At 41.4% G+C, this 24198-nt stretch carries 25 protein-coding genes; 21 read left to right on the top strand and 4 right to left on the bottom strand.

What is annotated here, in order from left to right; genetic code table 11:
- The first annotated feature begins 32 nt into the window (after window positions 1–32).
- From LfDm3_RS05965 to LfDm3_RS05895, 15 genes are all read left to right on the top strand, one after another.
- Window positions 33–968 (top strand): Ppx/GppA phosphatase family protein, encoded by a 936-nt coding sequence (locus LfDm3_RS05965; RefSeq protein ID WP_039144997.1) that lies wholly within the window; start codon window positions 33–35, stop codon window positions 966–968.
- 8 nt (window positions 969–976) lie between these two features.
- The gene (locus tag LfDm3_RS05960) at window positions 977–2242 is read left to right on the top strand and encodes a hydroxymethylglutaryl-CoA reductase, degradative (RefSeq protein ID WP_039144995.1); all 1266 of its coding nucleotides are present in this window, start codon (window positions 977–979) and stop codon (window positions 2240–2242) included.
- Window positions 2229–3200 carry a hypothetical protein gene (locus LfDm3_RS05955; RefSeq protein WP_039145195.1) on the top strand — a complete coding sequence of 324 codons (972 nt, stop codon included), beginning with the start codon at window positions 2229–2231 and terminating at the stop codon, window positions 3198–3200. Before LfDm3_RS05960 ends, LfDm3_RS05955 begins: the two co-directional genes overlap by 14 nt.
- Window positions 3201–3209: 9 nt before the next feature.
- The gene (locus LfDm3_RS05950; RefSeq protein ID WP_039144993.1) at window positions 3210–3920 is read left to right on the top strand and encodes an NAD-dependent protein deacylase; all 711 of its coding nucleotides are present in this window, start codon (window positions 3210–3212) and stop codon (window positions 3918–3920) included.
- A gap of 8 nt (window positions 3921–3928) precedes the next feature.
- Window positions 3929–4777 carry a DUF72 domain-containing protein gene (locus tag LfDm3_RS05945; RefSeq protein ID WP_039144992.1) on the top strand — a complete coding sequence of 283 codons (849 nt, stop codon included), beginning with the start codon at window positions 3929–3931 and terminating at the stop codon, window positions 4775–4777.
- Window positions 4778–4844: 67 nt separating this feature from the next.
- The gene (metG, locus tag LfDm3_RS05940) at window positions 4845–6890 is read left to right on the top strand and encodes a methionine--tRNA ligase (RefSeq protein ID WP_039144990.1); all 2046 of its coding nucleotides are present in this window, start codon (window positions 4845–4847) and stop codon (window positions 6888–6890) included.
- Window positions 6891–6950: 60 nt separating this feature from the next.
- On the top strand, window positions 6951–7724 hold the full coding sequence (locus LfDm3_RS05935; RefSeq protein WP_039145193.1) for a TatD family hydrolase: 774 nt from the start codon (window positions 6951–6953) through the stop codon (window positions 7722–7724).
- A gap of 1 nt (window position 7725) precedes the next feature.
- Entirely contained in the window at window positions 7726–8292 is a 567-nt protein-coding gene (gene rnmV / locus LfDm3_RS05930) for a ribonuclease M5 (RefSeq protein WP_039144988.1), read from the top strand.
- Window positions 8289–9179, top strand: coding sequence for a 16S rRNA (adenine(1518)-N(6)/adenine(1519)-N(6))-dimethyltransferase RsmA (gene rsmA, locus LfDm3_RS05925; protein ID WP_039144987.1), 891 nt, complete (start codon window positions 8289–8291; stop codon window positions 9177–9179). The genes rnmV and rsmA overlap by 4 nt, the downstream gene beginning before the upstream one ends.
- A gap of 72 nt (window positions 9180–9251) precedes the next feature.
- Complete coding sequence (locus LfDm3_RS05920; protein ID WP_010022858.1) at window positions 9252–9482, top strand: Veg family protein; 231 nt, start codon at window positions 9252–9254, stop codon at window positions 9480–9482.
- A 93-nt stretch (window positions 9483–9575) separates the two neighbouring features.
- The gene (locus tag LfDm3_RS05915; protein ID WP_039144986.1) at window positions 9576–10274 is read left to right on the top strand and encodes a metal ABC transporter ATP-binding protein; all 699 of its coding nucleotides are present in this window, start codon (window positions 9576–9578) and stop codon (window positions 10272–10274) included.
- Window positions 10267–11067: a metal ABC transporter permease gene (locus LfDm3_RS05910; RefSeq protein ID WP_010022856.1), complete on the top strand. Its 801-nt coding sequence runs from the start codon at window positions 10267–10269 to the stop codon at window positions 11065–11067. Before LfDm3_RS05915 ends, LfDm3_RS05910 begins: the two co-directional genes overlap by 8 nt.
- A 109-nt stretch (window positions 11068–11176) precedes the next feature.
- On the top strand, window positions 11177–12004 hold the full coding sequence (purR, locus tag LfDm3_RS05905; RefSeq protein WP_039144983.1) for a pur operon repressor: 828 nt from the start codon (window positions 11177–11179) through the stop codon (window positions 12002–12004).
- A gap of 23 nt (window positions 12005–12027) precedes the next feature.
- Window positions 12028–13407 (top strand): bifunctional UDP-N-acetylglucosamine diphosphorylase/glucosamine-1-phosphate N-acetyltransferase GlmU, encoded by a 1380-nt coding sequence (gene glmU, locus LfDm3_RS05900; protein ID WP_039144981.1) that lies wholly within the window; start codon window positions 12028–12030, stop codon window positions 13405–13407.
- Between the two features lie 81 nt (window positions 13408–13488).
- Complete coding sequence (locus LfDm3_RS05895) at window positions 13489–14481, top strand: ribose-phosphate diphosphokinase (protein WP_039144979.1); 993 nt, start codon at window positions 13489–13491, stop codon at window positions 14479–14481.
- Window positions 14482–14545: 64 nt separating this feature from the next.
- Here LfDm3_RS05895 and yidA read toward each other — a convergent pair whose 3' ends face one another.
- Window positions 14546–15355: a sugar-phosphatase gene (gene yidA / locus LfDm3_RS05890; RefSeq protein ID WP_039144977.1), complete on the bottom strand. Its 810-nt coding sequence runs from the start codon at window positions 15353–15355 to the stop codon at window positions 14546–14548.
- Window position 15356: 1 nt separating this feature from the next.
- Window positions 15357–16709 (bottom strand): HD domain-containing protein, encoded by a 1353-nt coding sequence (locus LfDm3_RS05885; RefSeq protein WP_039144976.1) that lies wholly within the window; start codon window positions 16707–16709, stop codon window positions 15357–15359.
- Window positions 16710–16836: 127 nt separating this feature from the next.
- Between LfDm3_RS05885 and LfDm3_RS05880 the strand changes: the two genes are divergently transcribed.
- From LfDm3_RS05880 to LfDm3_RS05860, 5 genes are all read left to right on the top strand, one after another.
- A complete protein-coding gene (locus LfDm3_RS05880) occupies window positions 16837–17271 on the top strand; it encodes a DUF1934 domain-containing protein (RefSeq protein WP_039144974.1) in 435 nt (144 codons plus the stop codon).
- A 45-nt stretch (window positions 17272–17316) separates the two neighbouring features.
- Window positions 17317–17895: a DNA-directed RNA polymerase subunit delta gene (gene rpoE, locus LfDm3_RS05875; RefSeq protein WP_029327199.1), complete on the top strand. Its 579-nt coding sequence runs from the start codon at window positions 17317–17319 to the stop codon at window positions 17893–17895.
- 146 nt (window positions 17896–18041) lie between these two features.
- Window positions 18042–19661 carry a CTP synthase gene (locus tag LfDm3_RS05870; protein ID WP_039144972.1) on the top strand — a complete coding sequence of 540 codons (1620 nt, stop codon included), beginning with the start codon at window positions 18042–18044 and terminating at the stop codon, window positions 19659–19661.
- Window positions 19662–19774: 113 nt separating this feature from the next.
- Window positions 19775–21049 (top strand): UDP-N-acetylglucosamine 1-carboxyvinyltransferase, encoded by a 1275-nt coding sequence (locus LfDm3_RS05865; protein ID WP_010022847.1) that lies wholly within the window; start codon window positions 19775–19777, stop codon window positions 21047–21049.
- Window positions 21050–21155: 106 nt separating this feature from the next.
- Entirely contained in the window at window positions 21156–21407 is a 252-nt protein-coding gene (locus LfDm3_RS05860; protein WP_010022846.1) for a type B 50S ribosomal protein L31, read from the top strand.
- Between the two features lie 53 nt (window positions 21408–21460).
- Here LfDm3_RS05860 and LfDm3_RS05855 read toward each other — a convergent pair whose 3' ends face one another.
- Window positions 21461–22696 (bottom strand): multidrug efflux MFS transporter, encoded by a 1236-nt coding sequence (locus LfDm3_RS05855; RefSeq protein WP_039144971.1) that lies wholly within the window; start codon window positions 22694–22696, stop codon window positions 21461–21463.
- A 116-nt stretch (window positions 22697–22812) separates the two neighbouring features.
- Window positions 22813–23193, bottom strand: a complete 381-nt coding sequence (locus tag LfDm3_RS05850) for a low molecular weight protein-tyrosine-phosphatase (RefSeq protein WP_404825427.1) — start codon at window positions 23191–23193, stop codon at window positions 22813–22815.
- 169 nt (window positions 23194–23362) lie between these two features.
- Here LfDm3_RS05850 and LfDm3_RS05845 point away from each other — a divergent pair, with 169 nt between their 5' ends.
- Entirely contained in the window at window positions 23363–24151 is a 789-nt protein-coding gene (locus LfDm3_RS05845; RefSeq protein WP_039144970.1) for a hypothetical protein, read from the top strand.
- Window positions 24152–24198 lie beyond the last annotated feature (47 nt).

Below are 24198 nucleotides of genomic sequence, written 5' to 3'. Positions count from 1 at the left end.
AATACGAATAAATACTTGAGGAGGAGAATCGAATGGAGAACTTTGTCATCATTGATATCGGTTCGAACTCAGTTAGAATGGCAATTTATTGCATTGATCCAGATGGAAGTTACCATGAGATAAAACGCGTGAAGAACGATACCAGATTATCTGAGGGAATCGGACAAAATAATATTTTACAGATAACGGCAATGAATCGTACTATTTCAGCGCTTCGATCCTTTAAGTCAGAGTATTCAAAGTATAAGAATGTGGTGGTGCGAGCCATCGCTACGGCGGCGGTGCGGCAAGCTCAAAACCAAAAAGATTTTTTAAAAAATGTCTATAAGCAGCTCCACATTAAAGTGCGCGTGTTAACCGGGAAAGAAGAGGCCTACTACGATTACCTCGGAATTTCAGATCGTTTAGCGGTGAAGGATTATCTTTTGATGGACGTGGGTGGAGCCAGTGTGGAGATCATCCACGTACGAAATCAAAAGTGTATTCATTGTGTGAGTGTTCCCATCGGAGCCGTTAAGATTTCGGAACAATTTCATCTCATTGATCATATAACCGCCGCTAATTTATTTGAAGCGGAGTCATACATTGCGGAAGTCTACAGTCGGATTCCGTGGATTAAAAAGCCCCTTCATTATCCCATCGTGTTGATCGGTGGAGCAGCTCGCGCCATTGCGCGCATCAACCGGCGTTATCAACATCTTAGTCATGTTGACCACATTCAGAATTTTCAGTTAACCAGAAAGCAGGTCAATGTCACGGTTGAGACGTTTTTGAACCGTAATTTGGCAGAACGACAGAAAATCAATGGTCTTGAAAACGACCGAGCCGATGTGATCATCGGTGGTTCGTTGTGTCTGACGGTGATGATGAACTTTATTGACTCCAAGCGGGTTATTTTTTCCAATGGCGGAGTTCGTGAGGGACTCATTAACGAATACATTGAGAATAATCCTCATTTTAGGAAATAGGTGTCATTTTGAACGATTTTAAGGGTTTTTACAAAAAATCATATCATGAACGGTTAAAGCAGGTTGCCCAGTTTGCTGACCTAGATGGATCTCAGCTTGAAGTGATTCGTCATCATTTTGACGATACCAGCAGTCACCTTATTGAGAATTATTTGGCCGACTACGGATTGCCAGAGGGAATTGCCACTAATTTTGTGATCAATGGAGTGGAACACCTGATTCCCATGGTAATTGAAGAACCATCAGTTATTGCCGCTGCAAGCAACGGTGCTAACATGTTACGGGCTGGTGATGGCATTCACGCCAAGGCCCAGAGTCGCGTTTTAACTGGTGAAGTGGTTTTAAGGGTGGATCGCCCAGCTCAGTTTGAACGGTGGGTTCAAGAAAACCGATTGAAACTTATGGAAGTTGCTAGAAAGGCTCATCCCACGGTTGAGAAATATGGAGGGGTTCGTGATCTTAGTGTGACTGAGATTGACGAGCATTACCTAACCATTGAACTATTTGTTGATGTGGGGGATGCAATGGGGGCCAACATCATTAATTCGATGTTGGAGGCTCTCTCGACCTATCTTGAACTTAATGTGGATCAGTCTTCCTTAATGAGCATTCTTTCAAACTATGGTGATCGGAACCTGGTTCAAGCCAGCGGAACCGTACCATTTTCCGCTTTGAGACGTGGTGAATTAGACGGCCAAATGGTGGCTAAAAAGATTGCAGAGGCATCGATGATTGCCCAAAAGTATCCGAAGCGAGCGGCTACTCATAATAAGGGAATTATGAATGGAATTGATGCCGTGTTGCTTGCAACCGGAAATGACTGGCGAGCCGTTGAAAGTGCAGTACACGCTTATGCAACTCGTAAGGGTCAGTACCAAGGCCTTAGTCAGTGGAAAGTTACAGATAAGGGTCTCACTGGAACAATTACCATTCCAGTTCCATCAGGAATCATTGGCGGAGCGACCCACCTCTTTATCATGAGTCGAATTAATTATCAGATTTTAAACGTTAATTCAGCACTTCAGTTTATGGAAGTGATTGCGGCGGTCGGACTGGCACAAAATCTGGCAGCCTTAAAGGCACTTGTGACCGACGGGATTCAGCGTGGTCACATGAACCTTCAGATGAAGTCCCTTGCTATGTCTGCGGGGGCCACCAGTTACCAGCTTGATACCGTGGTTAACGAATTAAAAAAATTACCAAAAAATCAAAGAAATTTAGAAAATACGCAACGAATTTTAGAAGGGAAGTTTGGATCAAATGGCCGAAAATAACAATAATGTCCAACTAAGTAAAACGACCCAGGGCTTAATTAACGATGTTAGTCACTTTTTCCCGGGCGACGTTGAGGTCCAGTTTATTGGCAACTTGAAGTCTGGTTACGTGCGTCATGATCAGGCTCAGGTGGTTCAAGATGGTGATCGACTTTACGTCCAGATTAACGACCTGACCGAGCCTGATTTCACTGCCACTCATGAGTTACTTCATCTCTTGATGACACTGCGTGGCTTTCCTCAGATTTACTTTCCCCTTACTAGTGGGGATAAGCAGCTTGATGAACAGTTGATGTACATGGGAACCGAGTTGTACGATGACGTTTGTCATTTTGTGGTTTATTCTGAGCAACGAAAACACGGTTTAGTTGATGAGAGAATCGAAAAGGAATATGTTAAGGGTGTCAGACAGACGATCACCCCTGAATCAGGGAAGGTTGACGATGAAATGCCACTGCGTCTCGTCACGATTTTAGATGCGATGATTTTTCTCGGTGACCATTTCGATCAGTTTGCTGACGTGTTTCAAAGGAGCTTTCCGATTTCTTTGAAGGCGGCTAAGGAATTATACGCCATGTTAACCGAAAAGCCAGTTGACTCTCCGTTTGCCCTTCGACGTGATGTAGTAAAATTATATCGTGATTTTGATAAGCAGATGAAGAAGTGGGGACTTCCACCCCTTCAACTAAATGATTTTGTAATGATGACAGCCGTCTTTTCAAAACGGCAACTAGGCCTTCAAGTAAAACAGGTCTTTAACCTTTATCATTCGGAACTAAAAGAAACCAAGACCGGGAAAAGAGCCTACGTTGGTTTCACCAAGTCAGATGATCAAAACTCGTTCGTGACAAGTGGACCAGCGGGTAAACAGGCTAGTGAAGATTATTTTAAAGAACTGTATTCTAAGACAGTGAAAGAATTGTATCAAGATTTAAGGATTCCATATTTATTGAGATAGGGTGACAATATGAATCAAGATAATATTCAAGAAAAGTTTAATAATGCTAAGAACATCGTATTTTTAACGGGTGCTGGGATTTCAACTCCATCTGGCATTCCTGATTATCGTTCAAAGGGCGGCTTGTATACGAATGACAAGAGCAATAAACCAGCCGAATATTACTTGAGTCATGACTGCTTGGTAAATGAACCAGAAGTATTCTATGAATATGTAAAAAAGAATATGTACTATCCAGATGCTAAACCAAACGTCATTCACGAAAAGCAGGCTGAATTAACCCGACAAAATCGTGCTAGTATCATCACTCAAAACGTTGATAATTTGTACGAAAAAGCGGACGCTAAAAATTTGAATGAATTTCACGGTAACTTGTACCACATCTACTGTCAAAAGTGTGGCAAACACGTTGATTATCATGAATACATGAAGAGTATGTATCACAAGAATTGTGGTGGAATCCTGAGACCAAACATTGTTTTGTATGGTGAAGGAATCAATACCCAGACGGTTGAAAACAGCGTGCGACTGATGAGTCAGAGTGATCTGATTGTGATCGTAGGAACATCGATGCGAGTTTATCCGTTTGCGGGACTATTGGACTATCGAAATCCCAATGCTGATGTCATTGCGATTAATCAGGAAGCTCTTCACTTTGATTTTCCATTTACAATGGTTAAAGAAGATGCCGTTGACTTCTTTGATAAACTGAAAGTATAGGTGGTAACGTGATTTTAATTGGACTGACAACCTGGTCCGATCATCCATCGTTAATTCATGGGAAAAATCGTAAGGTTACTTTATCTGAATATGCCCAACATTTTCCCGTTGTGGAAGTTGATAATCCGTTTTACGGAATTCCCAAAATTAAGACGGTGGAGAATTGGCAAAAACAGGTTCCAAATAATTTTCAATTTATACTAAAAGCAAACTATTTAATGACAAAACATCATTTGCCTCAGTTAGGTGATGACAATGAACAGGTTCGAAGAGAGACCTTTATGCGATATGGCGAAATGGTGGATCCACTGGTTAACAGTAAGCAGTTGGCGTCCGTTTTATTTCAATTTCCGCCGTATTTTCGCTTAAATAACGATAACATTCGCTACCTGAGGTTAATTCGCGAGTGGATGGGAAGTTTACCCATCTCGATTGAATTTCGGAATCCGAGTTGGTATGGCGATGAAATCTCTCAAGATGTTCATGACTATTTAAAGAGCTTGAAAATGAGTGAAGTGGTAGTTGACGAACCACACAATCTGTCAGACGGAGTGCCATTTGAGCCCTTTGTGACGGATAAAAACTTCGTTATGATGAGACTGCATGGACAGAACCAGAAGGGCTGGTTTGAAAAGAGCTCTCAGTGGCGCAAGAAACGAACTTTGTACCGTTATAACGAAGATGAACTGAAGCACTTTGCGGAAGTCGTAAATGACCTGCAGAAGCAAGCTAAAGTGGTCTGCGTTATTTTTAACAATAATTCTGGCCATGATGCGGCTGATAATGCCTTACAATTAAAAAAGATTTTAGGATTGAATTTTGGTGGATTGGCTCCCATGCAACTCGATCTGTTTTAAAAAGTAAAAGTAGTATAATATTAATACGATTGAATTTGTACGATATGAAATAAAGGAGAGAATTGGGATGGCTGAAAAACCAACATATTACATTACAACACCAATTTATTATCCATCAGGAAGATTACACATTGGAAACGCGTACACGACGGTTGCCTGTGATGCACTGGCTCGTTTTAAGCGTGAATCTGGTTATGATGTTTTTTACCTGACTGGAACCGATGAACATGGTCTTAAGATTGAACAAAAGGCGGAAAAATTGGGGGTTGATCCCAAGAGTTACGTTGATAAAATGGCCACCCAAATTTCTGACCTCTGGGCTAACCTCGATATTTCAAATGACGCTTTTATTAGAACGACCGATGACAAGCACGTGAAAGCCGTTCAGAAGATTTTTCAAACGTTACTAGACCAAGGCGATATTTACCTCGGTCAGTATTCTGGCTGGTATTCTGTTTCCGATGAGGAGTACTTTACTGAGTCCCAATTAGCGGAAGTTTATCACGATGCTGACGGAAAGGTAATCGGCGGAAAGGCTCCTTCTGGCCATGAAGTTCAGCTGGTTAACGAGGAATGTTATTTCTTCAAAATGAGTAAATATGCAGACTGGCTGATGAACTACTACAAGGAACATCCTGATTTTATTGAACCTCATTCACGAATGAATGAAATGGTGAATAATTTCTTAAAGCCAGGTCTAGATGATTTGGCGGTTTCTCGGACCACCTTTAATTGGGGAGTTCCGGTGAAATCTGACCCTAAACACGTGGTTTACGTCTGGATTGATGCTTTATCAAACTATATCACTGCCCTTGGATACGACAGTGATGATGATAAGTTGTTCAAGAAGTTCTGGCCGGCTGACCTTCAAATGGTCGGAAAAGAAATCGTGCGTTTTCACACCATTTACTGGCCGATTATTTTGCATGCTCTCGGCCTACCACTTCCAAAGAAAATTTACGGACACGGTTGGTTAACCATGAAGGACGGTAAGATGTCCAAATCAAAGGGGAACGTCATTTATCCAGAGACGTTAATTGATCGTTATGGACTAGATGCCACAAGATACTACCTCATTCGAGCAATTCCCTTCGCAAGTGATGGAATTTTTACTCCAGAAGATTTTGTTGATCGGATCAACTACGATTTAGCGAATGACCTTGGAAACTTGTTGAACCGGACGATTGCCATGGTTAACAAATATGAAGATGGCGTCACTCCTGCTTACCATGATTCAGATGATCAACCAAGTGTTGATTTACAAAAGGTGGCCCAAACGACCGTTACCGAATTTAAGCGGTTAATGAATGACACCCATTTATCAGATGCATTGGCTGAAATTTGGAAGCTTGTTTCCCAGACTAATAAGTATATTGATCAAACTGAGCCATGGACACTGGCTAAAAATACGGATAACCCAGATGATCAAGCTAAACTAGCAAACGTGATGAGCCACTTGGTAGCAAGTCTACGTTTGATTGCTATCTTGGTCAGTCCAATCATGCCGAACGCAGCCAATGAGATGGATCGTCAGCTTGGCCTTGATCAAATGGCCGATTTCGACATCAAGAATGCTGATTTGGCTGGTTTACCAGCAAAACAAAAGGTCATCGAAAATGGTGAACCCATTTTTCCTCGATTAGATCGGGACGTTGAAGTGCAATTCATCAAGGACCAAATGACTAAGTCCGATAAAACAAAGGGACGTTCAGCAATGAAGCGTGCCGACGAAAAGAAGGCCGCCTTTGATCCCCAAAAGACCGTTTTAAAGTCAGCAAAGAAAACGTTAGATTTCAATGATTTTGAAAAGGTTGAGTTGAAGGTAGCTGAGGTTAAAGACGTTGCTAAGGTTGAAAATGCGGATAAGTTGCTTAAATTTCAACTCGATGCTGGTGACGATGGTGATCGTCAAATTGTTTCTGGAATTGCCAAATGGTATCCAGATTTCAAGCAACTAATCGGCAAAAAGGTGATCATTGTGGCTAACCTTAAGCCTAAAAAGCTCCGTGGACAATTGAGCCAGGGGATGATTTTGTCAGTTGAACAAAATGATGGTTCAATTAAGGTCGCAACTGTTGATCAAACCTTAGATAATGGCAGTACTTTAGAGTAGATATAAGAGTTTCACTAGTCGATGATTAGTGAAACTTTTTCGCTTATGAAAGGATATCCAATGAAAATATTTGATTCTCACACCCATTTAAACGATCGGCCATTTGAAAATGACATTGATGGATACGTCAATCACGCCCAAAAACTTGGAGTAGTGAGGATGGCTAACGTAGGTTCGAACGCCGAATTAAATGAACGGTCACTTCAACTCGCTCAAAGATACGATAATCTTTATTCGATCGTGGGTTGGCATCCGGAAGATGCGCTGAATTACGATCAAGACCAGGAGCAACTGTTGGAAAAGCAACTCGAAAATCCGAAGGTGGTTGCTGTTGGTGAGATTGGGATGGATTATTTTCAGGATACGACCCCCAAAGACGTGCAGGAGCGAGTCTTTCGTAGACAGATTGAGATTGCTAAAAACATGCATCTACCAATCTCGGTTCATAATCGGGATGCTTTTGAGGATGTCTACCGCATTTTAAAGGATGAACACATCTCAGAGGTTGGTGGCATCATCCACAGTTTTAACGGCGATAGTGAGTGGATGAAGAAGTTCATTGATCTGGGGATGGTCGTTTCTTACAGTGGGGTCGTAAGTTTTAAAAAGACCAAGGAAGTCCATGAGGCCGCTCGATTAACGCCCATGGATAAGATCCTGGTTGAAACGGATGCTCCGTACCTTACCCCAGAACCATTTCGAGGACGTCAAAATGAGCCGGCCTATTCTTTGTATACATTAGAGGCAGTAGCGCGGTTTAAAGACGTTGACCCGGATGTGGTTGCTAGAGCAACGTATGCGAACACAAATCGAATATTTGGATTGGAAAATTAATATGAAAAGAATTAAAGAAGTAATTGTGGTTGAGGGAAAAGATGATACCAAACAGATTCAACGAACGGTGGATGCTGACACCATTGAGACGCGTGGTTCAGCAATTTCCGATGAGACCCTCGACTTAATTGATCGTTTGGCTCAAACCCGTGGGGTGATTGTTTTTACTGATCCCGACTTTTCTGGTGAAAAAATTCGTAAGATCATTTCTGATGAGATCCCAGAAGCTAAGCATGCTTTCTTAAAGAAGGCAGATGCGGTTCCTGATACATCCCAGGGTTCACTGGGTGTAGAACACGCTAGTCCTCAGGCTATTCAGGATGCCCTTTCATCCGTTTACACCAAGAGTGACGAGAATCCCGAAGTAATTAGTAAACAGGATTTAATTGCAACTGGCTTGGTAGGAACTAAGGAAGCCAAGGAACGTCGCCTTGAAATGGGAGAAATTCTCCATCTTGGTTACGTGAATGCCAAACAAATGCAGCGGAGGCTTCGCATGTTTGGCATTACTAAAAAGCAGTTCAATGATGCGTTAAAACAAATTGATGATGAGGAGGGCTATAAATGAGTAAAATTCCTGCAATTGGAAGTCCAGCACGAACCCAAGCCATTTTAAATCGGTACCGATTAAACGCTAAAAAAAGCCTTGGTCAGAATTTCTTAAATGATTTAGGGGTTTTAAAAGAGATTGTGCAAGTTGCCGATATTTCTACGGCTGACGATGTTATTGAGATTGGTCCTGGAATTGGGGCCTTAACGGAACAAATTGCCCAGTCGGCTCATGAAGTAATGGCATTTGAAATTGACGAGAATTTACTGCCAATTCTGGATGAGACTCTTAGTCCGTACGATAATATTAAGGTGATTAACCAAGACTTTTTGCAGGCTAATTTGCCTAAGCTGATCAAAGAAAATTTTGACGGACAACACCGTCTAAAGGTGGTGGCAAACCTACCTTACTACGTTACTAAACCCATTCTTATGGACATTTTGAAGGGAAACGTAAACTTCGATGCGACGGTTTTGATGATGCAAAAAGAAGTAGCGGAACGGATTAGTGCCAAGCCTGGAAATCGTGACTACGGTGCCCTGACGGTCATCACCCAGTACCTTGAGAACGTGGAAATTGCGATTAACGTGTCGGCGCAATCGTTTATTCCGTCCCCAAAAGTGGATTCTTCAGTAGTCAAACTTACCCCAAAGCAAAAACGAAATGTGGTTGCCTACGATGAAAAAGCCTTCTTTGGATTTGCGCACGGTTGTTTTATGCACCGTCGCAAGACTTTGTGGAATAATCTTCAGGGAATTTTTGGAAAACAACCAGCAGTTAAAGTGCAAATTAAAGCTGATTTGAAGAAGTTAAACATCAATCAATCGGACCGACCTGAGCAGTTATCAGTGGATCAATTTGTTGAAATGGCAAATCAGTTTCATGCCAGTGGATTACTGTCATAGCGGTATTTACGCCCATTAGCTTTACATTATATTGATTTTAATGTATAATAGTGGTACGTGAGGTGATTGATGATGCCAACTAGTCTATCTAAGATTAAATTATTTCTAGATAATCACATTGGACAGGAAATCCATGTAACTGCACAAGCTGGAAGAAAACGAACAAATGAGTACGATGGTGTCTTGTCTGAGACATTTCCCGCTGTATTTTTAATTACGCTTGATTCCGACGAGAAGTTAGGACAAGTATCATACAGTTATACCGATATTTTAACCAAGAACATCGAGATTAACTTTGTTTAAATTGACCGAGAGGTCTTTTTTTTTACTTTATATTTCCATCATTAATGAGTAAGATGGTACAAGTAAAGGACTCAGAATAATAGGAGTTTAATAATGGATGACTTAATTTTAAAAGTAGAGAATTTAACCGTTGATTTTGCTGAAAAGCACGTTTTAAATGACCTAAGTTTTGACGTGCAACGGGGCGATTTTTTAAGTATTGTGGGACAAAATGGGGTTGGTAAAACAACCCTCGTTCGGGTAATTTTAGGTCAATTGAAACCAACCAGTGGGAAGGTTCAATTTGTTCCGAATCGGTCCCAGGTCAAGATCGGTTACGTTCCCCAGTTTCGAAACATCGATACTGAGTATCCACTTTCGGTTAAAGATTTTGTGGCACTCGCCTTTAGCGGCTTTAAATTACCGTGGCTTTCAAAAAAAGAACACCAAAGATTAAATGAGGTGTTAAAAGAGACTAATTTGAATGCCATTTCAAAGGAACCACTGGGACGAACTTCCGGAGGAGAAAAGCAGCGGGCTTACCTGGCACAGGCATTAGTGGTTCAGCCGGATTTGTTAATCCTAGATGAGTCAACTGCCAGTCTTGATCCAGAGGCGAAGGAAAGCCTGTTAAACGTCGTTTCCGACCTTAACTCTAAACATGGATTAACTGTAATTTTTGTTACCCATGACATTCCGCTGGCCAAGAAATTTGCTAACAAATACTTATTCTTGCGACCAAATAATTATGAATTTGGACCAATTAGTAACCTAAATGTTGAGGAATTCTGGAAGGGGCAAGCTGATGTTTAGTTTTGAATTTATGCGGAACGCCTTTTTGGCAAGTACCATCATTGCCGTTGTATGTGGAGTCATTGGGGTCTTTGTGGTTTCTCGAAACATGCCATTTTTAACTCACACTTTGTCCGAAATTGGATTTGCGGGAGCTTCATTTGGAATGTTTATTGGAATCAGTCCCCTAAATGGAATGCTACTTTTTACCACCATTAGTTCCGTTTTGGTTGGCAAAATGAGTTCTGGATCGGTTGCAGAAAGGCGAGAAGATACCATTAGTGCGGTTTCAGCACTGTTTATTGGACTTGGGGTCCTCTTTCTGGCGCTGTCGAATAGTAGTGCTAGTTATGCGACAAATATTCTATTCGGAAGTATCGTCGGTATTAGTGCCTCTGAGGTTCATCAGATGATTTGGTTATCAGTCATCGTACTGATTGTGACTTTATTTATTTATCGTGATTTAAAGTTTGACTCGTTTGACGCCGTTGGGGCACGGGCTCAGAAGATTCCTAGTGGAATTTTGTCATTAATTTTCTTGGTGATGTTGGCTTTAAGTGTTTCGGTAGCTGCTCAAATCGTGGGAGCACTGTTGATCTTTATTCTCTTGACTCTTCCCGCCGCTAGTGCCAAATACTTCGTTCATTCGGTTAGTAAAATGATTGGACTAGCAATCGTCTTTGGTCTGGTTGGAGTCTGGGTTGGATTGACCCTGGGATATTACACTAACTGGCCGGTTAGTTTCTTCATCGCCGTTATTGAAGTCGTTATTTACTTTAGTTCATTAATCTATAATCACTTTGTAGAGGGTTAACTGGTCAAGTTAACCTCTCTTTTTTTGGCTTTTTTTCGATAAAGTGAAGTAAAACACGAACATTTATGCTAAAATCTCCTTGTGTGCCAATTTATGACGAGGTGAAAGCATGAAATTTAAAAGAAGTGAACGATTAGTAGACATGACGAACTATCTATTAAACCGTCCTCATACATTAGTACCATTAACTTTTTTCGCTAAGCGATATAATTCCGCTAAGTCTTCCATCAGTGAAGATCTCGGAATCGTGAAGCAAGCATTTCAACAACGTGGAATTGGTTTGGTTGAAACTGTTCCTGGCGCTTCCGGTGGTGCTAAATTTACACCGTACATTTTAAAAGAAGCCGCTGATCAGTTTATTGGTGAAGTTTCTGACATCTTAAATGACAACGATCGCTACCTTCCAGGTGGCTATGTTTACATGTCAGACATTTTAGGACAACCAGAGAAGTTGAAGACGATTGGGAGAATCATTGCTACCCAATACCTGTTTCAAAAAGTTGACGCGGTACTAACGGTTGCAACGAGAGGAATTCCCGTCGCCGAAGCTTCTGCCACGTATTTAAATGTGCCACTAGTAATTGCCAGACATGATTCTCAAATTACGGAAGGATCAACCGTCAGTGTTAACTATGTTTCAGCATCCAGTCAAGAAGTCAAAAGAATGACCATCTCAAAACGGAGCCTTCAACCGGGTTCAAACGTTTTGATCGTTGACGACTTTTTGCGTGGAGGCGGTACTATTTCCGGCTTGACCTCTTTGATTGATGAATTTGACTGTCATCTCGTGGGTAGTACGGTCTTCGTTGAAACCGACGATCCTGGTCACAGAAGGGTTACTGACTTTACCTCTTTATTGAAGATGGATATTAAAGATGACCAGATTGAGATTAAACCCGGCAATTATGCCCAAAAGATTTTTGGGAGTACCAATTAAAATTAATTACAAGGGGAACAAAAATGAGCTCAAAAAATACAATTATTCTAGCCGCGGGTAAGGGTACCCGCATGAAATCCAAATTATACAAGGTTCTCCACCGAATCTGTGGAAAGTCCATGGTTGACCATGTGTTAACGCAGGTTTCTCAACTCGATATGGATAACATCATCACGATTGTTGGCTATGGTGCTGAGGACGTTGAAAATGAACTTGGTAATCGTTGTGAGTACGTTGTTCAGGATCAACAGCTGGGAACGGGAGACGCTGTTGCTCGTGCCGAGGGACTTTTAAAGGACTCGGATGGCGAGACCCTCGTTATTAGTGGTGATACTCCGCTATTTACGGCTGCTACTTTGAAACAATTGTTTGAATATCACGAACAAAAGAAAGCCACGGCGACAATTTTGACGTCTCAAGCTCCGGATCCCGCTGGTTATGGAAGAATTGTGCGCAATAACCTGGGAATTGTTGAAAAGATCGTGGAGCAAAAGGATGCCACTTCTGAAGAACAGGGCATTCATGAGATTAACACGGGCGTTTACGTCTTTGATAATCAAGCCTTGTTTGAGGCACTCCACAAGATTAACAACGATAACGCCCAGGGTGAGTACTACTTGACCGATGCCATTGAAGTTTTAAAAAATGAAGGACGGACGATTGCGGCTTACAAAATGGCTAACTTCAATGAATCAATGGGAGTTAACGACCGGGTAGCTCAAGCTCGAGCAACCCACATTATGCAGGATCGCATCAACCGCTACCACATGAAAAACGGGGTTACCATTGTTAACCCCGATGCTACTTACATTGATAGTGACATCAAGATCGGTCAGGACACCATTATTGAACCAGGCGTTCAGCTGCAGAATGGAACCGAGATTGGCAGTAATTGTGTCATTGGTGCCCATTCCAAGATTTCAGGAAGTAAGATTCATGACAATGTTCATGTCTTTTCTTCGGTAATTGAGGACGCTGAGATGATGCCGGGTTCAGACATTGGACCGAACAGTCATCTTCGCCCAGGTGCTGAGATTGGTAAGAATGTCCATATTGGGAATTTCTGTGAAGTTAAAAGTGCCACCATTGGTGAGGGAACCAAGATGGGCCATTTGACCTACGTTGGCAATGCTAAACTTGGCAAGCACATTAACATTGGATGTGGGGTAATCTTTGCCAACTACGATGGTGCTCATAAACACACTTCCACGGTAGGGGACGATTCGTTCATTGGCAGCAATTCAAACCTCATTGCGCCCGTCCACATTGCCGACCATACCTTTATTGCCGCTGGTTCTACCATTACTGATGATATGAACCAATACGACATGGGAATTGCTAGAGAACGCCAGACTAACAAGCCGGGCTACTATAAAAAACTTCCCTTTAAAGGTGCCAATTAATTTGAGCTAAATAGTGAAATTATTTTATTAAAATAATATAATGGAAACTGATTAGGTAGGTAAGAAAATGTGGGGGTTATAATGGCTGAAAAGTATGCTGATCCAAAATTGAAAATTTTCTCTTTAAATTCAAATCGTCCGCTTGCGGAAAAGATTGCTAAACGAGTAGGAGTTCCACTAGGGAAAGCTTCCGTTAGTCGTTTTAGTGATGGTGAAATCCAAATTAACATTGAGGAAAGCATTCGTGGCGATAACGTTTATATTATCCAATCAACTTCTGATCCCGTTAACGATAACTTAATGGAATTATTAATTATGATCGATGCTCTAAGACGAGCAAGTGCTAAGACCATTAACGTTGTTATTCCGTACTATGGTTATGCTAGACAAGACCGTAAGGCACGAAGTCGTGAGCCAATTACCGCTAAGTTAGTGGCTGACATGCTTGAAAAAGACGGCATTACTCGTCTTGTTGCACTTGACTTGCACGCGGCTCAGATTCAAGGGTTCTTCGATGTTCCTGTTGATCACTTGATGGGTGCTCCTTTACTTGCGGAATACTTCATTAAGAATGGTCTTGCAAAAGATGCAGTTGTGGTATCACCTGATCATGGTGGTGTGAGTCGAGCTCGTGCCATGGCTGAGTTCTTGAAGGCACCAATTGCAATTATTGATAAGCGTCGTCCTAAAGCCAACGTTGCTCAGATTATGAACATCATTGGTGACGTAAAGGGTAAACGTTGTATCATGATTGACGATATGATTGATACCGCCGGAACCATTACAAAAGGGGCACAAGCATTGATGGATGCCGGTGCTTCTGAAGTATACGCATGTTGTACTCATCCCGTCCTCTCAGGACCTGCGACCGAAAGAATTGAGGCTTCACCAATCAAGAAGCTAGTTGTTACTGATTCAATTCAGTTACCAGACTACAAGAAGATTGATAAGATTAAGCAGATTTCGGTGGCCCCGCTGATCGGGGATGCAATTACCAGAATTAATGAAAACCGTCCCGTTAGTCCATTGTTTAGTCATCGGTTTGACTATGGTAAGGATGACGAGAAAAAATAGCAATAAAAAAATAATCTTAGCTTTTGAAGTTTCTCATAAGCTAAGATTATTTTTTATGCTCTAACTATTGGTTAACGTACTTGTTAATGGCATACGCTACTCCGTCTTCTGAATTAGGCTTGGTAACAAATTGGGCGTTCTTTTTAATCTCCTCAATTCCGTTTCCCATTGAGACCCCGAGGCCAGCGAACTTGATCATGGAAAGGTCGTTTCCTTGATCACCGATTGCCATGACGTTATCAGGCTTTAAACCGAGTTGTTCTGAGAGGGCCTTTAGTGCGTTTCCCTTACTTGAATTAGAATTCATAAATTCAAGGAAGACGGGAGAACTTTGGACAACACTCATGCGCTCATAGATAGACTTAGGAAGATTTCCCTTCGCTTTAGTAATTTTATCAGGATAATCCACGTACATTAGCTTGTAGATGTTAACGTCACGGGTGATTTCGCCCGGTGTTCGATACTTAATTGGCATTGACACTAAATGACTTTCTTCAACGGAGAAGGGACTGATATCACGGTTGGTGGTTGTGATAGAATCAACCGTTTCAATTTGGAAATGAACGCCCATTTCTCTGGACATCATTTCAATTTCCAAGAAATCATCGTATTTAACCGTTTCTTTACTTAAAACTTTTCCGTCAACCGTTTCAACGAGGGCTCCATTGTAGGTAATGGCATATTCGTCGTTTCCATCGATTCCTAGTTTGTTCAAGTAAGGTTTCACACCTGTAATGGGACGACCAGTACATAAGGCCACTTTAATGCCTTTCTGACGGGCTTCAGTAATTGCTTCAATCGTAGCTGGGGCTAACTGATTTTTTTCGTTTAAGAGGGTGCCATCGATGTCGATAGCAATTAATTTAATGTCCATGTTAGTTCTCCTTTGGAATTATAAGGTTATCATTATCAATGTATTTTTGAAATTCATCATACAGGGGTTGAAAAAGTTCAACGTTCTTGGTTGGTTTAAGCATTTCTCTGGGAAAGAAAAAGCGCTTATCCCCAATGAGTTTTCCCGTAATGGCTTTTACTAAGTCACTAGCCTGGGAAAGCTCAACAAGGTTGCCATCATTTTCCATCAGTTCAATCTGAGCGTTCTGATGTTTACTTTTCGGATCGTAGACGTCGTATGGTTGATCAAAACTGTTGTCAGTGGCTGTGTAATACTTAGGATTAAAGCCAGCTTTTTCGATGATTTCCTGTAGTTTAGGAATTAAGAACTCCGTTTGATCGTCATACTTCGCCGATTTGAAGGGGTGACGATTCAAAAAGCGTTTAGCTAGATCGGATAGGATGGGATCTTCTGAACGGCGCCACATGATGAAATAAGTGTTCAAGACTCCGTCGTCAATCTGGAGGTAATCATCAAGCGAATAATGATTTTCAAAAATTGGCATGAGGAGGCTAGGCTTAAAATTACTGTTAGGCTTTAGAGCTAATTCTTTGGCACGCATCAATAGATGACTTAAAATGACTTCCATCGAACGGGATACGGGATGAAAGTAGACCTGTTGATACATTTGAAAACGACAAACAATGTAGTATTCAATGGCATGCAGACCGCTCGCTCTAAAGCAGATTCCACCCGAATAGGGTCGCATGACCTGAAGGATACGATCCAGATCAAACTTACCGTACTGCGCTCCGGTGTAGTACGAATCACTCAGTAAATAATCCATGCGATCTGCGTCAACCTGACTTGAAATCATTTGAACCACTTGGGGATTGTCGTACGTTTTATTAATGACACTAGCAACCCGTTCCGGAAAATCGGGACCAACCTGACTTAGAACGTGGTTAATTTCGGTTTCTTTAGACGTGATGATCTGCTGGGTGATTTGTTCATGATTAGTGTGAAAGATGTGTTCAAACGTGTGTGAGTAAGCTCCGTGACCTACATCATGCAGCAAGGCGGCACATAAGGCCACGATTCGTTCTGAATCATCCCACAGTCCGTCGCCAGCTTCTTTAGTTGGATAATTTCTTTGAAAATTATCGCAAATTCGGCGGGTAATCTCATAGACTCCTAAAGAATGACTAAAGCGGGTGTGCTCTGCCCCATGAAAGGTCAATGAAGTTGTTCCTAATTGTTTGATTCGTCTTAAACGTTGAAACTCAGGTGTATTGATTAGATCTAAGATGACCTGATGCTCAACGTAAATGTGACCCAGAACTGGATCACGAAAGACTTTGTCATATTTTAATGGCTGACTGTAATACCTCAATAAAAGACCTCCATTCATTACTAGTTTTTCTCCATTATAGCGGAAATAAAAATAAACGTCATGACAAACTCAAAGTTAGTGCATTTACATCGTTAACGGCGTAACATTGAACTGGTGAGGTGGTATTTTGACAGAAAACGAAAAAACCAAAAAAGTGCAAGTTGAGATTTCAACCGAGATCAATCAGGATGGCAACGTCGAACGTCATCACTTTGAAGAAAATGGTCAGCTAGTTACGATTAATGGCAACCGTTATTTGCGTTACGTGGAACATGTAACTGGTCAGCCCGACGTTCCAGTGACATACCGGATCGGCAAAGATTCGATTCGGTTGACTCGTGCTGGTGAGAATCACCTTGAACTTCATTTTAAACCCAATGAAACCATTGAAGACTTGTATCGGACCCCATATGGAAATCTCAAAATTGGAGCCCACACCACGAGCATTAAACAATCTAAAGACGCGCAAACGGGGCTTGAAATAATCGAGATTAATTATGAATTGTATACCAATGGACAAAAGGTTGGTGACTACCGAGTCAAATTGCAATTTAAATGTTAAACTAGTATTATTAGTCTGTTAGGAATCTAGAAAGGCGTGGTCGAATTGGAACTTAAAGAATTAGACAAGCAAGACAAAAGCGAATTATCAATGGTTGAAGTGGCTCATGCAATTTTAGCTGACGCCGGTAAAACCATGTCATTCGTTGATTTAACCAACGAAGTACAAAAATACTTGGGGGATAGTAACCAAGTAATTCGTGATCGTTTACCTCAATTCTATACAGATCTTAATGTCGATGGGAGCTTTATTTCCCTTGGCAATAACGTCTGGGGTCTTCGAACTTGGTACCCATACGAATCAATTAATGAAGCAACCATCAACGAGGGCGAAGAAGATAATAACAATACCCCAAAGAAGCATCGTAAAGTTAACGCCTTTATGGCTGATGCTGCTGACGACGATGATGTAATTGATTATGACAACGATGATCCAGAAGATCAGGACGATTTTGAAGACAGTTCTGATGATGACAAAGACAAATATCACAAGGATCTGGATGAAGAAAATCCTGATACTGACGATGACGCCATCGATGATGATGACGGTGTTGAAGGCGATCTTTCGGAAGTGGATCCAGACGATCATGATGATAAAGATAACGATGATGACGACAAGAATTAGACTTGACTAATTTTGTAAAATCCCTTAGTATTCTATTTGGGCACTTTACAGACATGTGAAGTATTTCGAATAAGTAATGGCTCCCTATTCAGTGAATGGGGAGCTTTTTTTATGTTATAACCAAAATTTTATGGAGGAGTTTGAGCATGACTAAGTATATTTTTGTAACCGGTGGAGTAGTTTCTTCCTTAGGAAAGGGAATTGTTTCTGCTTCAATCGGAAGATTACTGAAAAATCGTGGCTTTAATGTCACCATTCAAAAATTTGATCCATATATTAATATTGACCCAGGAACAATGAATCCTTATCAACACGGGGAAGTCTTTGTTACCGATGATGGTGCTGAAACCGATCTTGATTTGGGTCATTACGAACGTTTTATTGATAATAATTTAAACAAGTATTCTAATTTTACAACCGGTAAGATTTATGAAGAAGTTCTAAGAAAGGAACGTCATGGTGACTACCTTGGTCGGACCGTGCAGGTAATTCCTCACATTACCGGTATGATCAAACAGAAAATTATGAGTGCCGCTAAGAGTACGGATGCTGATATTGTCATTTCTGAAATTGGGGGAACGGTTGGTGACATTGAATCACTTCCATTCCTTGAGGCCATTCGTCAGATGAAACATGAAGTTGGGGACGACAACACCTTTTACATTCATGTAACCCTGGTTCCATATTTGCATGCTGCCAAAGAAATGAAGACAAAACCAACCCAACACAGTGTTAAAGAGTTACGAAGCATTGGAATTCAACCCGATATGTTGGTTCTTCGGGCAGAAAAACCAGTTAGTGATGAGATGAAGAAAAAGATCGCGATGTTCTGTGACGTTCCGGTTAAGGACATCATTGAATCAATTGACGCTCCAAACTTGTACCAGATTCCCCTTAGCTTTCAGAAACAGGATATGGATGATGAAATCCTAAAACACTTTAATGTGAAGGCTCCTGAGGCTGACATGAAATACTGGAAGAAGATGGAGAAACACATCCGCAACTTGAAAGGTGAGGTCAACATTGCCATTGTTGGAAAATACGTTGATCTAAATGATGCTTATCTTTCAGTGAACGAAGCTTTGAAGCATGCTGGATACGCTGCTGATGATAAGGTTAATATTCACATGATTGACGCTGGTACGATTGATAAAGACAATGTGGCAAAGAAGTTGAAGGGAATGGATGGTATCTTGGTTCCCGGAGGCTTTGGTAATCGTGGGGTTGAAGGAATGATTCAAGCCGTTCGATACGCCAGAGAGAAAGATATTCCTTACCTAGGTGTTTGTCTTGGGATGCAGATTGCCACTATCGAATACGCTAGAGATGTAGTGGGTTACAAGGATGCGAACTCGACTGAATTTGACCCACAGACCAAACACAACGTGATTGATCTTATGGCAGATCAAAATGATGTCACTGACGCTGGTGGTACTCAACGATTAGGTGCTTACCCAACCAAGTTAAAACCGGGTACCAAGGCTGCTAGTGCTTACGATAACAAGAAGGAAATTTCGGAACGACACCGTCATCGTTATGAGTTCAACAATAAGTTTCGCAAAGACCTTGAGGATGCCGGATTAGTTGTTTCTGGGACCTCACCAGATGATCATTTGGTAGAAGTGGTTGAAGTTCCTCACAAGAAATTCTTCGTGGCCGCTCAGTATCATCCAGAATTTCTGTCACGTCCGGATCGTCCGGAAGGCTTATTCAAGGCATTCGTGGCTGCTTCCGACAAAGAACACAAGCATAACCACAAAAAATAATTGGTCTTTCTAATAATCTTAAGAAAATAATTTCTCATTTTGTATTGTGTTTTGGTACAAATTTTCCTATGATTATTACTGAAAGATATGATATAAGTGAGGATTACCAAATTATGACGATATTAAAAATATCAGGAGGACATCCTCTATATGGTGACGTCACCGTTGGTGGAGCAAAAAACAGCACGGTTGCTTTAATTCCGGCTGCCATTTTAGCGGATAGTCCAGTGGAACTTGATATGGTTCCTGATATCCTGGATGTGCATAATCTCATGCTAATTCTCCAGTCAATGAACGTAACATCCGATTTTTCGGATGGTGTCTTAAATATTGATCCAACTAACATACTCGAGGGTGAACTCCCCGGTAAAGCAATTAAAAGTTTACGCGCCTCATACTACTTTATGGGGGCACTTCTTGGAAAGTTTCATCGCGCTACGATCAGTTTCCCAGGGGGAGACAACATCGGGCCACGGCCCATTGACCAACACATTCGGGCTTTTAAAGCCCTAGGAGCTGAAGTTAGTGAGAGTGATGATTCGGTTGACATTAATGCGACCGAGCATGGACTCCATGGAGCTTCAATCTTCTTTGACATGGTTTCTGTGGGAGCAACCATTAATACTATTTTGGCTGCCGTCAAGGCTGATGGTGTCACCACGATTAGTAATGCTGCTAAAGAACCTGAGATTATTGATATTGCATCATTTTTGAACAGTATGGGAGCTAAAATTCGTGGTGCTGGAACGGATGTGATCCGAATCCAGGGAGTTAACCATTTGCAAGCGAAGGCCACTCACACGATTATTCCAGATCGGATTGAAGCTGGGACCTATTTGACGTTAGCGGCAGCCATTGGTAAGGGCATCAACGTAAAGAACGTGATTCCCGAACATTTGCAGGCTTATACCGCTAAGCTGATTGAGGCGGGGGTTCAGTTAGAGATCGGTGAAGACAGCATTTATGTTCCGAAGACTGGAAAATTAAATGGGATTGAAGTTAAAACGGCTCCGTTTCCTGGATTTGCAACGGATCTGCAACAACCAATTACCCCGATGCTGTTTAAGGCGGATGATGATAGTGTGATTCATGACACCATCTATCCCGAGCGACAAAATCATATTGCTCAGCTGCAAAAGATGGGTGCTAATATTCGGGTTAACCCCACTGATAATTCAATTATCATCAGTAAGAGTGACAATCTTCACGGAACGACGGTTCAAGCCGGAGAAATTCGAGCAGGTGCCTCCCTAGTCATCGCTGGACTGATGGCGCAGGGACAGACCACGATTGAGAATGCTGATAATATTCTTCGTGGCTATGATAATATTACGAATAAATTAACTAACCTACATGCCAACGTTCAAATGATTGATCAAGATGACTAGTTTAGGTACCATTGCGTGTGTCAAAAAATAATGTTAAGCTATTCTAGTTGATATAATTCGATAATCAATCTCTGAACGTTGTTTAGGGCAAAAGGAGCGAGATATTATGAAAAAAGGAATTCATCCAGATTTTCACCAAGTTGTATTTCAAGATTCAAGTACTGGATTTAAGTTCATTACTGGTTCAACTGCAACCTCTGATGAAACCATCAAAATGGACGATGGCAACACTTACCCACTAATTCGTGTTGAAATTTCATCTGATTCACATCCATTCTACACTGGTAGACAAAAGTTCAACCAAGCAGATGGTGCGGTCGATCGTTTCAACAAGAAATATGGTCTTGCCAACAAATAATAATAAACAAAAAAGAGTCAACTTTAGGTTGGCTCTTTTTTTTGTGATTAAATTTAATTAACGGATCTTTGTTCATTTCTGGTTTCATTGAGTACCAGTAGAAAATTGATGAATACTAGGAGTGCCGTTGAAATGAAGACACTTGAGTAATCAAATAACGAAGAAACAATTGAACCGATGATGGGTCCAATACAGTTTCCGGCCGCCTGCATGGATTGATTCCAGCTGAAGATCCGACCAGTAACGTTGGATGGGGTGTTCTTAGCCAGAATGGCTTGAACGGCTGGTAGCATACATGCATTCGAAATTCCGATTAGAAACCGCAATCCCATTAATTCCCAAACGTTCGTGACGAACGCCATTGGGATGTAAACTAGCATGGCGAAGATGAAGCCACCTAACATGATCTTGGAGGTCCCAATCCGGTCGCCTAATGCACCTAGTTTAGGTGCCGCAAACAGTGTGGCTATCCCTGGAACCGCGGCAACAATTCCACTGTAAAAGGTAACTTGGGGACTGTTGTGCATAATTTCTTTGACATAGAGGGATAGAATTGGCGAGATGGAAAAGTTTGAGGCCTGAATGATAAGGGTGGTTAAAAACATTCCGAAGATTAACTTCACGTTAGAAAGTTCAGAAATGACCTGCTTGGTTGAGAGGTTATCTTCTTTGGCAACGGGAGTGAAGTGTTCTTTTACGAAGAATAAAGTGACAAAGAACACGGAAATAAGTAGCCCACCGGTAATAAAGAAAGTTAGTCGATATGAGAACACGGACGCTAAGATTCCGCCAATGAACGGACCAAATAGTGTTCCGGAAACGTTCCCAGTCGTCAAGATTCCAAGGGCCTTGCCGCTTTCTCGCTTTGGAACCTGGGTAGCCAGAAGGGCATTGGCATTACTCATGTAACCAGAAAAAATTCCTTGAATGAAACGTAGAGCAATTAATTGCCAAACGGCTGTCACAAATCCCATTAGGATCAAACAGACTGCCATTCCAAGGGAGGCCCGCAAAAGCATGACTTTTCTTCCGTATCGATCAGCAAGTGATCCCCAAATTGGGGATACCACAGCAGTAACGATGAAAGAGGCCGAAAAGGCCAGTCCACTATAGATACTTAACTGACTAGAACTATAGTGACCTAGAGTGGCGATGAATAAGGACAGAAAGGGCATGACTTCACTGAAACCCAGTCCGTTCATAAACATCCCAAACCACAGAGCTACTAAGTTTTTGTGCCAGATCTCTGGTGGGACCGGATCAGATATTTGATTTTTATTCTGAGTCAAATGATGCGCTTCCTTCCCGTTTGCTGTTATGATGGTCTTGCATGTACTTTAGCCACAGTGGCAAAGCTTGATCCAGCATTTGGTAGGTATCCTCAAATCGATGCGTATACCAAGGATCAACGATGTTGACCCCTTTTTTTGCCGGGGACAATGTCCATGCATAAATGAAGTTTATCCCATTGGTCTTGAGGGATCATTTCCTTAAGATCACTGATATTATAATCATCCATGGTAATAATATAGTCAGCATTTTGGATGTCAGTTGCAGTGATCGGATGTGATCGCTTGCCACGATAATCTAAATGATGGGCGTCCATGGTTTTTTGAGCACCAGGATGAGGACGGCTGCCTGCTTCATCATTTTCAGTGGCAGCTGAGCTCACCGAATAGTTGTCGGAAAGCCCTTCATTTGTAAGCATTTTTTTAAACATTGCTTCTGCCATGGGAGATCGACAAATATTCCCTAGGCAGACAAATAAAACATTTGTTTTTTTCATAATCCACTCTCCCAAAATTAAATCATTACTACCATATTAACAGTAATCGGATTTTATATGTATAAAAAAGAACGCAAATTATAACGTAGGAAAGGATCACGAGTTGGAAATGGTTGTTAAAAGTCTCGTTTACAATGAAGGGAGTATGAAAGTATTGGAGTAGAAGAATATGTTAACTAATACAGTGTATTTCCAAGTTAATCCAGTTAAGAATTTTGCTTGCAGCTGGGGCATTCTTCCCTCGGATTTTTTAAATGGAATTAAAAATGAACCACAAAACATTATTTTATTGAATGATGACTACCAAAACGCAAATGATTTTAATATGTCGACTAAGTTTGACCTAATTGCTGGGGAAAATGAGATTAGAGAATACATGATTGATAATCGAACCAGTACGAAAAAGTGGGTTGATTTGAAAAGTAAAGAGGATCTGGATTCTTTAAGTGAAGACGAAATTGCTGATTTGTTGTATTTGAGTCACATGGGAATGCCCATGACTGGAATCAGCCCGTTTTCAGCTAAGATTAATAATCAATTTGTTTTCTTGAGTGATTCAACTGGTTTTACCAAGGTTTATCTCCGTCGCTTCAATGAAATTAATCAAATTTTAGCCGTTTGTCTGAAACGTCACTTAAAAGAACAGTGGAACAAGAGACGAGTGTTTGTGAAGTCAATCCCCTTTAAAGACGTTGATCTCCAGACACTAACGAAGTTATTAAAATTAGGTATTACCGGGGTGATCATTCCTTGTGATATGGTAGAAATAGAAAAGCCGAAACTGGAAATTCCCTTAATGAGGCATCGAAAGCAGTCGCCACGGGTGATCTGGAACTCTGAGGCCCAGCTACGTGCCGGAACTGAGAAAGTTGGCCAGATCACTTATGATATTTCCACTCAGACGTGGGAATTGCGTAAGGATGTTGATGATGAGGGAGAATTAAACGATTTGGTTTAAGCGAACCGAATCGCTTTTTTGCTGGACTTTTTCTGATATACTTTAAA

The organism is Fructilactobacillus fructivorans, from assembly GCF_000814735.1.
Taxonomy (GTDB): Bacteria; Bacillota; Bacilli; order Lactobacillales; family Lactobacillaceae; genus Fructilactobacillus; species Fructilactobacillus fructivorans.
Note: the sequence above shows the minus strand (reverse complement) of the source record. Positions and strands in the feature narration are given on the sequence as shown.